Annotated in this window: 14 protein-coding genes; 6 read left to right on the top strand and 8 right to left on the bottom strand. The window is 60.6% G+C overall.

Going from position 1 to position 13456, the window contains the following annotated elements; translation table 11 throughout:
- Positions 1-39: 39 nt before the first annotated feature.
- Together E4O97_RS02125 and dadA are read right to left on the bottom strand one after the other, a co-directional pair.
- Positions 40-393, bottom strand: coding sequence for a RidA family protein (locus tag E4O97_RS02125; protein ID WP_248160797.1), 354 nt, complete (start codon positions 391-393; stop codon positions 40-42).
- Positions 365-1666, bottom strand: coding sequence for a D-amino acid dehydrogenase (dadA, locus tag E4O97_RS02120; protein ID WP_248160796.1), 1302 nt, complete (start codon positions 1664-1666; stop codon positions 365-367). The genes E4O97_RS02125 and dadA overlap by 29 nt, the downstream gene beginning before the upstream one ends.
- A 156-nt stretch (positions 1667-1822) precedes the next feature.
- Here dadA and E4O97_RS02115 point away from each other — a divergent pair, with 156 nt between their 5' ends.
- The gene (locus E4O97_RS02115) at positions 1823-2311 is read left to right on the top strand and encodes an Lrp/AsnC ligand binding domain-containing protein (protein WP_003176896.1); all 489 of its coding nucleotides are present in this window, start codon (positions 1823-1825) and stop codon (positions 2309-2311) included.
- Positions 2312-2316: 5 nt separating this feature from the next.
- Here the strand turns inward: E4O97_RS02115 and E4O97_RS02110 are convergent, their stop codons facing one another.
- A complete protein-coding gene (locus E4O97_RS02110; protein ID WP_005792472.1) occupies positions 2317-2670 on the bottom strand; it encodes a YkgJ family cysteine cluster protein in 354 nt (117 codons plus the stop codon).
- A 115-nt stretch (positions 2671-2785) separates the two neighbouring features.
- On the opposite strand from E4O97_RS02110, the gene E4O97_RS02105 reads away from it, so the two are divergent.
- Positions 2786-4078: an FAD-binding oxidoreductase gene (locus E4O97_RS02105; protein ID WP_216090479.1), complete on the top strand. Its 1293-nt coding sequence runs from the start codon at positions 2786-2788 to the stop codon at positions 4076-4078.
- Here the strand turns inward: E4O97_RS02105 and E4O97_RS02100 are convergent, their stop codons facing one another.
- Positions 4079-4303, bottom strand: coding sequence for a DUF1127 domain-containing protein (locus E4O97_RS02100; protein WP_078822630.1), 225 nt, complete (start codon positions 4301-4303; stop codon positions 4079-4081).
- 166 nt (positions 4304-4469) lie between these two features.
- Between E4O97_RS02100 and E4O97_RS02095 the strand changes: the two genes are divergently transcribed.
- Together E4O97_RS02095 and E4O97_RS02090 are read left to right on the top strand one after the other, a co-directional pair.
- On the top strand, positions 4470-5894 hold the full coding sequence (locus E4O97_RS02095) for a PLP-dependent aminotransferase family protein (RefSeq protein WP_103734160.1): 1425 nt from the start codon (positions 4470-4472) through the stop codon (positions 5892-5894).
- 62 nt (positions 5895-5956) lie between these two features.
- Positions 5957-7525: a phospholipase D family protein gene (locus tag E4O97_RS02090; RefSeq protein WP_081883358.1), complete on the top strand. Its 1569-nt coding sequence runs from the start codon at positions 5957-5959 to the stop codon at positions 7523-7525.
- Between the two features lie 11 nt (positions 7526-7536).
- Here the strand turns inward: E4O97_RS02090 and E4O97_RS02085 are convergent, their stop codons facing one another.
- Entirely contained in the window at positions 7537-8679 is a 1143-nt protein-coding gene (locus E4O97_RS02085) for an MFS transporter (RefSeq protein ID WP_032878726.1), read from the bottom strand.
- Between the two features lie 150 nt (positions 8680-8829).
- Positions 8830-10323: an aldehyde dehydrogenase gene (locus E4O97_RS02080; protein WP_032878725.1), complete on the bottom strand. Its 1494-nt coding sequence runs from the start codon at positions 10321-10323 to the stop codon at positions 8830-8832.
- Between the two features lie 230 nt (positions 10324-10553).
- Here E4O97_RS02080 and E4O97_RS02075 point away from each other — a divergent pair, with 230 nt between their 5' ends.
- On the top strand, positions 10554-10916 hold the full coding sequence (locus E4O97_RS02075) for a cupin domain-containing protein (protein WP_032878723.1): 363 nt from the start codon (positions 10554-10556) through the stop codon (positions 10914-10916).
- Between the two features lie 71 nt (positions 10917-10987).
- Here E4O97_RS02075 and rpmG read toward each other — a convergent pair whose 3' ends face one another.
- Positions 10988-11143: a 50S ribosomal protein L33 gene (gene rpmG, locus E4O97_RS02070; protein ID WP_003176906.1), complete on the bottom strand. Its 156-nt coding sequence runs from the start codon at positions 11141-11143 to the stop codon at positions 10988-10990.
- An 11-nt stretch (positions 11144-11154) separates the two neighbouring features.
- Positions 11155-11388 (bottom strand): 50S ribosomal protein L28, encoded by a 234-nt coding sequence (gene rpmB / locus E4O97_RS02065; protein ID WP_003176907.1) that lies wholly within the window; start codon positions 11386-11388, stop codon positions 11155-11157.
- A 458-nt stretch (positions 11389-11846) separates the two neighbouring features.
- Between rpmB and E4O97_RS02060 the strand changes: the two genes are divergently transcribed.
- Positions 11847-13439 carry an ABC transporter substrate-binding protein gene (locus E4O97_RS02060; RefSeq protein WP_248160795.1) on the top strand — a complete coding sequence of 531 codons (1593 nt, stop codon included), beginning with the start codon at positions 11847-11849 and terminating at the stop codon, positions 13437-13439.
- Positions 13440-13456: the final 17 nt, after the last annotated feature.

The following is a 13456-nucleotide window of genomic DNA, read 5'->3' as shown; positions in this document are numbered from 1 at the left end:
TGCCGACCAACAACGTCGGCGCCGGGAGAGGGATCGTTGCTAAGGCAGCGCCGCCACGACGGACAGCTCTACCAGGATTTGCGGCTCGCACAATTTGGCTTCAACCGTGGCACGGGCCGGAGCGACGCCTTTGGGCAGCCACTTGTGCCACACCGCGTTCATGCCGGCGAAGTCGGCGTCAATATCCTTCAGGTAGATGGTCACCGACAGCAACCTGGACTTGTCGGTACCGGCCAGGTCCAGTAAACGCTCGATATTGACCAGGGTTTCACGGGTCTGCTGTTCAATCCCGGCACTCAGGTCGTCGCCGACTTGCCCGGCCAGATACACGGTACCGCTGTGAACCACGATCTGGCTCATGCGCTCATTGGTGAGCTGGCGCTGGATTGACATGTTGTGCAGACTCCTGGTGATTGCCATAACGGGAAATATCGAGGCCGGCGGCGCTGATCTGCGGCGTTTTCTTTGCCATCAGGTCGGCCAGCAAGCGGCCAGAGCCACAGGCCATGGTCCAGCCGAGCGTGCCGTGACCGGTATTCAGGAACAGGTTCTTGAATGGGGTAGCACCGACAATCGGCGTGCCGTCGGGTGTGGTCGGACGCAGACCGGTCCAGAAACTGGCTTGGGCCAAATCGCCGCCCTGAGGATAAAGGTCGTTGACGATCATCTCCAGAGTTTCACGTCGACGTGGATTCAGCGACAGGTCAAAACCGGCTATTTCAGCCATGCCGCCGACACGAATACGGTTGTCGAAACGGGTGATCGCGACCTTGTAGGTCTCATCGAGAATGGTCGAGGTGGGCGCCATTGCCGGGTTGGTGATCGGCACGGTCAGCGAGTAGCCCTTGAGCGGGTAAACCGGTGCCTTGATCCCCAGGGGCTTGAGCAGCTTCGGCGAGTAACTGCCGAGGGCCAGTACATAGCGGTCGGCGGTTTCCAGCTTGCCGTCGATCCACACGCCGTTAATGCGATCACCGGCGTAATCGAGGCGCTGGATGTCCTGCTCGAAACGGAACTCCACGCCCAACTGCTTGCACATCTCGGCCAGGCACGTGGTGAACATCTGGCAGTCGCCCGTCTGGTCATTCGGCAGCCGCAAAGCACCGGCGAGGATATCCGTAACGCTGGCCAGGGCCGGTTCAACACGGGCAATACCAGCGCGATCGAGCAATTCGAACGGCACGCCGGACTCTTTCAACACCGCGATATCCTTGGCGGCACCGTCAAGTTGGGCCTGGGTGCGGAACAGCTGGGTCGTACCGAGGCTGCGGCCTTCGTAGGCAATGCCGGTCTCGGCACGCAATTCGTCGAGGCAGTCGCGGCTGTACTCGGACAGGCGCACCATGCGCTCCTTGTTCACGGCATAGCGGCTGGCCGTGCAGTTGCGCAGCATCTGCGCCATCCACAGATATTGATCGACATCGGCGGTTGCCTTGATCGCCAGCGGCGCGTGGCGCTGCAGCAACCACTTGATAGCCTTGAGCGGCACACCCGGCGCGGCCCATGGCGAGGCGTAGCCAGGGGACACCTGGCCGGCGTTGGCGAAACTGGTTTCCATGGCAGCGGCAGGCTGACGGTCGACCACCACGACATCGAAGCCGGCCCGCGCCAAATAGTAGGCACTGGTCACCCCAATGACACCGCTACCCAAGACCAGAACGCGCATTTTTATATCCTCATCACGGGCTTAGCCGCTGACGTGTGTTATTCGAGCAATGATGGACGCAGTGTAAAAAACAATCACCAGTGCATTTCACTATATAAATGCCTATATTTGGCGACAATTCTTGGCAAAAACCCTTTTCACAGAGGCGTATCCCCTATGCGTACCAACACCCAGACCAAGCGGGAGCTGGACAAGATCGACCGCAATATCCTGCGCATCCTGCAAACCGACGGGCGCATTTCGTTCACAGAGCTGGGGGAAAAGGTCGGGCTGTCCACCACTCCCTGTACCGAGCGGGTGCGGCGCCTGGAGCGCGAAGGGATCATCATGGGCTACAACGCGCGGCTCAACCCGCAGCATTTGAAAGGCAGCCTGCTGGTATTTGTCGAGATCAGCCTGGATTACAAGTCTGGCGACACCTTTGAGGAATTTCGCCGCGCCGTGCTGAAACTGCCTCATGTGCTGGAGTGCCACTTGGTATCAGGGGACTTCGACTACCTGGTGAAAGCGCGTATCTCGGAGATGGCTTCGTACCGCAAGTTGCTCGGCGATATCCTGCTCAAGTTGCCCCATGTGCGCGAATCCAAGAGCTATATCGTGATGGAAGAGGTGAAGGAGAGCCTGAACCTGCCGATCCCCGATTGACTCAGTCAGACCAGCACTTGCCGGGTACTCGCCATGTACTCATGGATCTGCTTCTCGACCCGCGGATGAATCAGCTCAACCGGTCGGCGCCCATTGGGGCATGGCAAGGTCTTGGTGGTGCCGAACAGGCGACAGATCAGTGGCCGCTCGTCATACACCGTGCACCCATGGGGCCCCAGGTGCACGCAGTTCAGCTCATCCATGGCGGCCTCCTGCTCGGCGGCCGTCTTGCGTGGCAGGCGCGACATTTCCTCAGGCGAAGTGGTCACCGGCCCACAGCAGTCATGGCAACCCGGAACACATTCAAATGAAGGAATCTGTCTGCGCAGCGCGCTGACTTTCTGACTGTTGCAACTCATCGATACACATACCCAACGGCGAATAGGCGTGGATTCTGACGCAAAACGCAGCGCGCAGACAGCTTCATCGGACCGCTGTATCCTGCGTCAAATTTTCCAAACAGGGAGGCTCCCCATGACCGCCAGCGCCCGGCATACCGCGTCCTACTACGCCGCCAGCAGCGTGCCGCACCCCGAGTACCCGGCGTTGACAGGCGAGCTGCGCGCCGATGTATGCGTGATTGGCGCGGGGTATTCCGGGCTCAACACGGCTTTGGAGCTGGCCGAGCGCGGCTTCAGCGTGGTGGTGCTGGAAGCGCGCAGGGTTGGCTGGGGCGCCAGCGGGCGTAATGGCGGCCAGTTGATTCGCGGCGTCGGCCACGGGCTGGATCAGTTCGCGTCCGTGATCGGCAGTGACGGCGTGCGCCAGATGAAGCTGATGGGGCTGGAAGCCGTGGAGATCGTGCGTGACCGCGTAGAACGCTTCCAGATCCCCTGCGACCTGACCTGGGGCTACTGCGACCTGGCCAACAAACCCCGTGATTTGCAGGGCCTGGCGCAAGATGCCGAAGAACTGCGCAGCCTGGGCTACCGCCACGAGGTACGCCTGCTGCAAGCCAGCCAGATGAGCAGCGTGATCGGCTCCGAGCGCTATGTGGGTGGCATGATCGACATGGGCTCTGGTCACCTGCACCCACTGAACCTGGCGCTGGGCGAGGCGGCCGCCGCGCAGCAGTTGGGCGTGAAGTTGTTCGAGCAGTCTGAAGTGACGCGCATCGACTACGGCCCCGAAGTCAAGGTGCACACCGCCCAGGGCCACGTACGTGCCAAGACCCTGGTGCTGTGCTGCAACGCCTACCTGAATGGGCTCAACCCGCAGTTGAGTGGCAAGGTCCTACCGGCCGGCAGCTACATCATCGCCACCGAGCCCTTGAGTGAAGCCCAAGCGACCCGCCTGCTGCCGCAGAACATGGCCGTGTGTGACCAGCGCGTGACGGTGGACTACTTCCGCCTGTCCGCCGACCGCCGCCTGTTGTTCGGCGGCGCCTGCCACTATTCCGGACGCGACCCCAAGGATATCGGCGCCTATATGCGACCGAAAATGTTGCAGGTATTCCCGCAACTGGCCGACGTGAAGATCGACTACCAATGGGGCGGCATGATCGGCATCGGCGCCAACCGCCTGCCGCAGATCGGCCGGTTGGCGGATCAACCCAATGTGTATTACGCCCAGGCTTACGCGGGTCATGGCCTGAATGCCACACACCTTGCGGGCAGGTTGCTCGGCGAAGCCATCAGCGGCCAGCAGCAGGGGCGTTTCGACCTGTTCGCTCAGGTGCCGCACATCACCTTCCCCGGTGGCAAACACTTGCGTTCACCGCTGCTGGCGCTGGGGATGCTCTGGCACCGCCTCAAAGAACTGGTGTGATCAACTGCGCCAGAACGGCTTCAGGCCTTCCTGGCGCGCCTGTTCAGCGGTCAAACCCACGTCCAGCAGCTGCTCGCGGGTCAGCGTAAGCAACGCCTTGCGCGTGTGACGACGGTGCCAGAACAGGCTCCAGCGGCTGCCGACAGGCGCAGTCGTTGCCCGCTGCTGCCCTGCTTCCAGTTCTTGGCTGTGTAGCGCCAGCCGCACATCGCTCATGCCGTTCATTTTGCTGCCCCTCGTTGGCTTGTTGCCTTGAGTGACTAGGATGGGGGCACGGGCAAAACCATTACAGATCCAGCCTGTTTTTATTAAATCCATACAGATACTGCCTATGGATGGCTGAATCCTGTATTTTCACTCTATCTGTACTGGTCTATCAGGAGCGGCCGCCATGACCCTTTACGTCAACCTCGCTGAATTGCTCGGCACTCGCATCGAACAAGGCTTCTATCGCCCCGGCGATCGCTTGCCCTCGGTGCGAGCCTTGAGCGTGGAGCACGGGGTCAGCCTGAGTACCGTGCAGCAGGCCTATCGGTTGCTGGAAGACAACGGCCTGGCAATGCCCAAGCCCAAGTCCGGTTACTTTGTACCCGCCGGTCGCGAGCTGCCGGCCCTGCCCGAGGTAGGCCGCCCGGCCCAACGGCCGGTAGAGATCTCCCAGTGGGACCAGGTGCTTGAGCTGATTCGCGCGGTACCCCGCAAAGACGTCATACAGATGGGCCGTGGTATGCCAGATGTATTGTCACCCACCCTGAAACCTTTGCTGCGCAGCCTGGCGCGGGTGAGTCGTCGCCAGGATCTGCCGGGCCTGTATTACGACAACATCCTTGGCTGTATGGAATTGCGCGAGCAAATCGCTCGACTGTCGCTGGACTCCGGCTGCCAACTGACCGCTGAAGACATTGTGATCACCACCGGCTGCCATGAGGCGCTGTCGGCCAGCATCCGGGCGATCTGCGAGCCCGGCGATATTGTTGCGGTGGACTCGCCCAGCTTCCACGGCGCCATGCAGACCCTCAAGGGCCTGGGCATGAAAGCCCTGGAAATCCCCACCGACCCGATCACCGGCATTAGCCTGGAAGCGCTGGAACTGGCGCTGGAACAGTGGCCGATCAAAGTCATCCAGCTCACGCCCAACTGCAACAACCCGTTGGGCTACATCATGCCGGAGGCGCGCAAACGCGCACTGCTGACACTCGCGCAGCGCTATGACGTGGCAATCATCGAAGACGATGTGTATGGCGAACTGGCCTACAGCTACCCACGCCCGCGCACCATTAAATCCTTCGATGACGATGGCCGCGTGCTGCTCTGCAGCTCATTCTCGAAAACCCTGGCACCCGGGTTACGTATTGGCTGGGTGGCGCCGGGGCGCTATCTGGACCGGGTGTTGCACATGAAATACATCAGCACCGGCTCTACCGCCACCCAGCCACAGATTGCGATTGCCGAATTTCTCAAAAACGGCCATTTCGAACCGCATTTGCGCCGGATGCGCACGCAATACCAGCGCAATCGCGACTTGATGCTCGACTGGGTGAGCCGCTACTTCCCGGCAGGCACGCGCGCCAGTCGGCCCCAAGGCAGCTTCCTGCTGTGGATCGAACTGCCGGAGGGCTTCGACACCTTGAAGCTCAATCGCGTGTTGGTGGAACAAGGCGTACAAGTGGCCGTAGGCAGCATCTTCTCTGCCTCCGGCAAATACCGTAACTGCCTGCGTATGAACTACGCCGCCAAGCCAACCCCGCAGATTGAAGAAGCGGTGCGCAAGGTCGGCGCCGCCGCGCTCAAGATGCTGGCAGAGACGCTGCACTGACCTTTCGCCGGAAAAGGCCGTCATATATCGATAACCGCCCTGACCTGGAAGCAGCTCCCTTGATAATTCGACGGCTATTACCGTTTTTGCTGTTGGGCACCTTGGCCCTGGGCGGCTGCGCCACGGTCGACACACCGCGTATTCCCAGCGATGCCCTGCCGGCGAACGGCTCCTCGTTCGGTCGCTCGATCCAGGCCCAGGCGGCGCCGCACCAAGGGCGCTCGGGTTTTCGCTTGCTGCCCAACAGCAGTGAAGCCTTCATGGCTCGCGCCGAGCTGATCCGCAACGCCCAATCCAGCCTCGATTTGCAGTACTACATCGTTCACGACGGCATCAGCACGCGTATGCTTGTGGACGAACTGCTCAAGGCCGCCGACCGCGGTGTGCGTGTGCGCATCCTGCTGGACGACACCACCAGCGACGGCCTCGACCAAATCATCGCCACCCTCGCCGCCCACCCCAAAATCGAAATTCGCCTGTTCAACCCCCTGCATTTGGGCCGCAGCACCGGCGTTACACGCGCCATGGGCCGTGTATTCAACCTGTCGCTGCAACATCGGCGCATGCACAACAAACTGTGGCTGGCGGATAACAGCGTGGCCATTGTGGGCGGGCGCAATCTGGGGGACGAATATTTCGACGCCGAGCCCAACCTGAACTTCACCGATATCGACATGCTCAGCGTCGGACCGGTGGCAGAGCAACTGGGTCACAGTTTCGATCAGTACTGGAACAGCGCACTGAGCAAACCTATTGATGAGTTTGTCTCGAAGATGCCCTCCAAAATCGATCTGGCCGTCGCCCGCGGGCGCCTGGAAGCTTCATTGGCGCAATCGCGTCAGCAGAACCACGCCCTGTATAACCGCCTGCGTACCTACCAGACCCGACCACGTATGGACATCTGGCGCCGTGAGCTGATCTGGGCCTGGAATCAGGCGCTGTGGGACGCACCGAGCAAGGTGCTGGCCAAGGCTGATCCGGACCCGCAGTTGCTGCTCACCACCCAACTGGCCCCGGAGCTGGAAGGGGTCAGCCGTGAACTGATCATGATTTCGGCGTACTTCGTTCCGGGGTCGCCCGGGCTGGTGTACCTGACAGGTCGGGCCGACGCAGGGGTGTCAGTGAGCCTGCTGACCAATTCCCTTGAAGCCACTGACGTACCGGCCGTGCACGGCGGTTACGCGCCCTATCGCAAGGCACTGCTGGAGCATGGGGTCAAACTTTATGAGCTGCGCCGACAACCAGGCGACCCCAGTGCCAGCAGTGGCCCGCACCTGTTTCGTCGAGGCAGCCTCTACGGCTCCGATTCGAGCCTGCACAGCAAGGCAATGATCTTCGATCGCGAGAAGTCATTTATCGGCTCGTTCAATTTCGACCCGCGCTCGGTGCTGTGGAACACCGAAGTCGGCGTGCTGGTGGACAGCCCTGAACTGGCGGAGCATGTGCGCAACCTGGCGCTGGAAGGTATGGCGCCGACGCTGAGCTACGAGGCGAAATTGCAGGATGGCAATGTGGTGTGGGTCACCGAGGACAACGGGCAATTGCACACCCTGACCCGCGAGCCCGGCAGTTGGTGGCGCCGTTTCAATGCTTGGTTCGCCACGTCAGTTGGCCTGGAACGTATGCTTTAAGCCAAAGAAGTTCAGGCAGGCTGCGCTGCTCCAAACGCCCCTTGGCGCAGCAACAGCACCACCAGCCCCAACGCCCCCGCCGCCATCAGCAATGGCAGTGCATGACCGCTGACCCATTGGCTGCCCGCACCCGCCACCAGCGGCCCGATCAGGCAGCCAATGCCCCACAGCTGCGCCACGTGGGCGTTGGCACGCACCAACGCATCATCACGGTAGCGCTCGCCAATCAAAATCAGCGACAGGGTAAACAACCCACCCGCGCTGGCGCCGAACAGCACCCACACCGGCCAGATCAGCAGTGTGTGCATCAACAACGGCACCGCCAGGCTCGACGCCAGCAACAGCAGCGCACACCCCAGGAACAACGTGCGGCGCGGCAAGTAATCGGCCAGGGCGCCAATGGGCAATTGCAGCAGCGCATCACCCACGACCACTGTGCTGACCATCGCCAAGGCAATCTCGGCAGTGAAGCCCTGTTGCAGGCAGTACACCGGCAACAGCGTCAGAATCATCGCTTCGAATGCGGCGAATAACGCCACCGCCCAGGCAATCGCCGGCAAGCTCAGGCAAAAGCGCCACAGCTCGCTGAACGTGACGCTGAACGCATCAGCCGTCGGCGCCCCGGATCGCCCCAGCAACAGCAGCGGCGCCACTACCAAAAGGCCGACGCCCACCCAGAACCCGTAATCATGATCGGTGCCCATCAGGCCCAGCAGCAAGGGTCCCGACAGCTGGCTCAAGGCATAAGTGCAGCCATACAGCGCCACCAGGCGGCCGCGCCACTGCTCGATCACCAGTTGGTTGATCCAGCTTTCACCCAGGATAAATACGATGGTCAGGATCACCCCGATCATCAACCGCAGCACCAGCCACACCGGGTAGCTGGGCAGGATCGCCAGCAAACCGATAGACAGCGCCCCGGCCCACAGGCACAGGCGCATCAGGTTGGCAGTGCCGAGCCAGGACGCCATTCGGCTGGAGACCTTGGCACCCAGCAATACGCCGAATGCCGGCATCGCCGCCATCACGCCAATGGCGAAGCTGCCGTAGCCCCAGCCTTCAAGACGCAGGGATACCAACGGCATACTCACGCCCAAGGCCAGGCCAACGCTGAGTACCGATGCCAGCACGGCGAAATAAGTCGCCCAACGCATTGCCACGCTCCTGTGGATAATTTACGGGGTCGCACAAAACAGTGTGGGAGGGGGCTTGCTCCCGATAACGGTGGGCCAGTCACCACATGCAGTGGCTGACACCCAGCTATCGGGGGCAAGCCCCCTCCCACATTTGGCCTGCAGTGCTGCTTAGAGTTTGATCCAGGTCGCCTTCAGCTCGGTGTACTTGTCGAACGCATGCAGCGACTTGTCGCGGCCATTACCCGACTGCTTGAAACCACCAAACGGTGCGGTCATGTCGCCGCCGTCGTACTGGTTAACCCAGACGCTGCCGGCACGCAGGGCCTTGGCCGTCAGGTGCGCCTTGGAGATATCCGCCGTCCATACCGCTGCGGCCAGGCCGTATTGGGTGTCGTTGGCAATGGCGATGGCTTCTTCGGCGCTGTCGAAAGTGAGCACCGACAGGACCGGGCCAAAGATCTCTTCCTGAGCGATCTTCATGGCATTGGTCACGCCATCGAAAATAGTTGGCTCGACGTAGGTGCCACCGGTTTCTTCCAGTGTGCGCTTACCGCCAGCGACCAGTTTGGCACCGTCGGCATGACCGGACTCAATGTAGGACAGCACGTTGTTCATCTGCTGCGTATCCACCAGCGCACCCACGTTGGTGGCTGGGTCCAGTGGGTTGCCCGGCTTCCAGCCTTTGAGCGCCTCGATCACCAGCGGCAGGAAGGTGTCCTTGATGGAACGCTCCACGAGCAGGCGCGAACCGGCAGTGCAGACTTCACCCTGGTTGAAGGCGATGGCACTGGCCGCAGATTCGGCGGCGGCTTGCAGATCCGGCGCATCGGCAAACACGATATTAGGGCTCTTGCCGCCCGCCTCCAGCCACACACGCTTCATGTTCGATTCGCCGGAGCGGATCAGCAGTTGCTTGGCGATCTTGGTGGAGCCAGTGAACACCAACGTATCCACGTCCATATGCACCGCCAGGGCGTTACCCACCGTGTGGCCATAGCCTGGCAATACGTTGAACACGCCTTTTGGAATGCCGGCTTCGACGGCCAGGGCGGCGATACGGATGGCGGTCAGCGGGGATTTTTCGGACGGTTTGAGGATCACCGAGTTACCGGTGGACAACGCCGGGCCGAGTTTCCAGCAGGCCATCATCAATGGGAAGTTCCACGGCACGATGGCGCCGACCACGCCGACTGGCTCGCGGGTCACCAGGCCCAGTTGATCATGAGGGGTGGCCGCGACTTCGTCGTAGATCTTGTCGATTGCCTCACCGCTCCAGCTCAGGGCATTTGCCGCACCGGGAACGTCGATGTTCAGGGAGTCGCTGATCGGCTTGCCCATGTCCAGGGTTTCAAGCAGTGCCAACTCTTCGGCATTGGCCTTGAGCAGCGCGGCGAAACGGATCATGGTGGCTTTGCGCTTGGCCGGCGCCAGGCGCGACCAGACGCCGGAATTGAAGGTGGCGCGGGCGTTTTCCACGGCGCGCTGGGCGTCAGCCGCGTCACAGCTGGCGACAGTGGCCAGCAGACGACCGTCGACCGGGCTGATGCATTCGAAGGTGTCACCGGAAACGGCGGCGGTGTATTCGCCATTGATGTAGGCGCGGCCTTCGATCTTCAGATCCTTGGCGCGTTGTTCCCAGTCGGCACGGGTCAGGGTGGTCATGCGAGTGTCCTCCTCTTATTGAATAGAGGGCCAGGCGGGTGTCCCCCCGGCAGCCTCAAAGAATTCTTGCCCGCCAGCCAGCTGTTCGGCGCAAGGCAACTGCCACCCTAAACCAGCGGCTGGGGATGTTTCAATATATTTGACATAACGGCGGTAAACGCCCTTGCGATGTTCATTTTAATAAACATAGACTTTGGGCTCTCCAACCGCAGGCCAGACGGGACACGCACATGAGCATCCAGGATATCGTCGACTTCAGCCAAGCCAACACGGCCCCCGAACGCTACCGCCCTGCCGCAGAAAAAATCCTCAAGGGCGATCCCGAGCAAACGATCTACAACCACTACAACAGCCCGTGCGGCCAGATGAATGCAGGGGTATGGGAAGGTGAGGTCGGGCAGTGGACGGTCAGCTATACCGAGCATGAATACTGCGAGATTGTGCAGGGGGTTTCCGTACTGCGTGACGCCGAAGGCAACGCCAAGACCTTGCGCGCCGGCGACCGCTTCGTGATCCCCGCTGGCTTCAAGGGCACCTGGGAAGTGCTGGAAGCGTGCCGCAAGATCTACGTGGTGTTCGAGCAGAAAGCCTGATCAGCAAATCCCAGGCAAAAAAAAGCCCGCATCGTGAGATACGGGCTTTTTTTCACAAGGAAGAAAATCAGTTACTTGATTTTGCCTTCTTTGTAGATCACGTGCTTGCGAACGCGCGGGTCGAACATTTTCTTTTCGAGCTTGTCCGGGGTAGTACGCTTGTTCTTGTCGGTAGTGTAGAAGTGACCAGTACCGGCGCTAGAGATCATTCGAATCAATTCACGCATGATAGAGCTCCTTAGATCTTGCCAGCGGCGCGGATTTCGGCCAGCACGACAGTGATGCCACGCTTGTCGATAATACGCATGCCTTTGGCAGATACACGCAGGCGAACAAAACGTTTCTCTTCTTCAACCCAGAAGCGGTGATGCTGCAGGTTCGGCAGGAAACGACGACGGGTTTTGTTATTTGCGTGGGAAATGTTATTCCCAGTCACCGGACCCTTACCGGTAACTTGACAGACTCTCGACATGCCTCAGCCCTCTAAAACCACATGCCCAACCCGGCATGGGTTGGCCGCTTAATCTCTCAGTCATTTGGCGCCAGGCGCCGCGTTTCTTTAGGGTCTTACCGGCTACACCTACAAGCGAAGGAACCGGGCCCCTAGAAAAGAGCGCTGCTTTATACCAGAAAGACCCCAGTGCAACAACAGCCCGTGTGTTTTTACCAGCGTAAATCTTGGTGCCGGACGCCCGAACCGCTGCCAGGAGGGGCCGCTGTAACAGCCGACCGCTCGTCGCACAGAATGATTTACAGCGCTCGCAGGCACAGAGAAGTGCACGGCGAAACGCGCTGAGGCGCCATCAAAACAGCATTTTGGCCAAAAGCACAGGCAAAAATGGGCTAGTCATTTATCAATCAGACCTCTACGGTAGTCTTTTTCCAGACTGCACTCGCAGATGGGCCTTCGATCTGCACAGGAAACCGAATATGCGCCTCGCTGCCCTACCACTACTGCTTGCCCCCTTCTTTATCGCACCGATGGCCGTTGCAGCCACCAACTTGAGCGTCTGCACCGAGGCCAGCCCCGAAGGGTTCGATGTGGTGCAGTACAACTCGCTGACCACCACCAACGCCTCGGCGGACGTGCTGATGAACCGCCTGGTGGACTTTGATGCGGCCAGCGGCAAGCTGGTACCGAGCCTGGCAGACAGTTGGGAAGTTTCCCCCGATGGTCTGACCTACACCTTCAAGCTGCACCCGGGCGTGAAATTTCACCGTACCGATTATTTCAGCCCAAGCCGCACGCTGACCGCCGAAGACGTGCGCTTCAGCTTCGAGCGCATGCTCGATCCGGCCAACCCGTGGCACAAGATCGCCCAGAGCGGCTTCCCCCACGCCCAGTCCCTGCAATTGCCGGCACTGGTCAAGAAGATCGATGCCCTCGATCCGCTGACGGTGCGTTTCACCCTCGACCACGCCGACTCCACCTTTCTCCCGGCGTTGAGCATGGGCTTTGCCTCGATCTACCCGGCTGAATATGCCGACAAACTACTCAAGGCCGGCACGCCTGAGAAACTCAACAGTCAGCCCATCGGCACCGGCCCGTTCGTATTCATGCGCTTCCAGAAAGATGCCGTGGTGCGCTACAAGGCCAACCCGGACTATTTCGCGGGCAAACCGGCTGTGGATAACTTGATCTTTGCCATCACCCCGGACGCCAACGTACGGTTGCAGAAACTGCATCGCAACGAATGTCAGATTGCCCTGTCGCCCAAGCCCCTGGATGTAGGCGAAGCCGAAAAAGACCCGGCGCTGAAGGTGGAAAAAACCGCTGCCTTCATGACCGCTTTCGTCGCCATCAACAGCCAGCACCCACCGCTGGACAAACCCGAAGTACGCCAGGCGATCAACCTGGCCTTTGACAAGATTAGCTACCTCAAGGCCGTCTTCGAGGGCACCGCCGAAGCAGCCAACGGTGTGTACCCGCCCAATACCTGGAGCTATGCCAAGGATTTGCCAGGCTACCCACAGGATCTGGCCAAGGCCAAGGCGCTGCTGGAACGTGCCGGGCTCAAGGACGGTTTCAAGACCACAATATGGACGCGCCCTACCGGCAGCCTGCTGAACCCCAACCCGAACCTCGGCGCCCAACTGCTACAGGCCGACCTGGCCAAGGTTGGCATCCAGGCTGAAATTCGTGTGATCGAATGGGGCGAATTGATTCGCCGCGCCAAGGCCGGCGAACACGACCTCCTGTTCATGGGCTGGGCCGGCGACAACGGCGACCCGGACAACTTCCTGACCCCGCAATTTTCCTGCGCAGCGCTGAAATCCGGCACCAACTTCGCCCGCTACTGCGACCCCGCTCTGGATAAGTTGATCAGCGCCGGCAAGACCACCAGCGAGCAAGGCGTACGCACCAAGCTGTACCAGCAGGCCCAGGCGCAGATCCAGCAGCAGGCGCTGTGGCTGCCGCTGGCGCACCCGACGGCGTTTGCATTGACGCGCAAGAATGTCGAGGGTTACCAGGTAAGCCCGTTCGGCCGCCAGGATTATTCGAAAATCAGCCTCAAGCCCTAGGGCGCAACCCCTTCCCT

This window comes from Pseudomonas sp. W15Feb34 (genome assembly GCF_023127765.1).
GTDB classification, from domain to species: Bacteria; Pseudomonadota; Gammaproteobacteria; order Pseudomonadales; family Pseudomonadaceae; genus Aquipseudomonas; species Aquipseudomonas synxantha_A.
This window is presented reverse-complemented; position numbering and strand designations above follow the sequence as displayed.

Excerpts from the sequence above, each read along its gene's own strand:
- E4O97_RS02100 (WP_078822630.1), bottom strand. The coding sequence starts at position 4,303 with ATGAACGGCATGAGCGATGTGCGGCTGGCGCTACACAGCCAAGAACTG.
- E4O97_RS02095 (WP_103734160.1), top strand. The coding sequence starts at position 4,470 with ATGACCCTTTACGTCAACCTCGCTGAATTGCTCGGCACTCGCATCGAA.
- E4O97_RS02125 (WP_248160797.1), bottom strand. The coding sequence starts at position 393 with ATGTCAATCCAGCGCCAGCTCACCAATGAGCGCATGAGCCAGATCGTG.
- E4O97_RS02105 (WP_216090479.1), top strand. The coding sequence starts at position 2,786 with ATGACCGCCAGCGCCCGGCATACCGCGTCCTACTACGCCGCCAGCAGC.
- E4O97_RS02115 (WP_003176896.1), top strand. The coding sequence starts at position 1,823 with ATGCGTACCAACACCCAGACCAAGCGGGAGCTGGACAAGATCGACCGC.
- E4O97_RS02080 (WP_032878725.1), bottom strand. The coding sequence starts at position 10,323 with ATGACCACCCTGACCCGTGCCGACTGGGAACAACGCGCCAAGGATCTG.
- E4O97_RS02085 (WP_032878726.1), bottom strand. The coding sequence starts at position 8,679 with ATGCGTTGGGCGACTTATTTCGCCGTGCTGGCATCGGTACTCAGCGTT.
- dadA (WP_248160796.1), bottom strand. The coding sequence starts at position 1,666 with ATGCGCGTTCTGGTCTTGGGTAGCGGTGTCATTGGGGTGACCAGTGCC.
- E4O97_RS02110 (WP_005792472.1), bottom strand. The coding sequence starts at position 2,670 with ATGAGTTGCAACAGTCAGAAAGTCAGCGCGCTGCGCAGACAGATTCCT.
- E4O97_RS02075 (WP_032878723.1), top strand. The coding sequence starts at position 10,554 with ATGAGCATCCAGGATATCGTCGACTTCAGCCAAGCCAACACGGCCCCC.
- rpmG (WP_003176906.1), bottom strand. The coding sequence starts at position 11,143 with ATGCGTGAATTGATTCGAATGATCTCTAGCGCCGGTACTGGTCACTTC.
- rpmB (WP_003176907.1), bottom strand. The coding sequence starts at position 11,388 with ATGTCGAGAGTCTGTCAAGTTACCGGTAAGGGTCCGGTGACTGGGAAT.
- E4O97_RS02060 (WP_248160795.1), top strand. The coding sequence starts at position 11,847 with ATGCGCCTCGCTGCCCTACCACTACTGCTTGCCCCCTTCTTTATCGCA.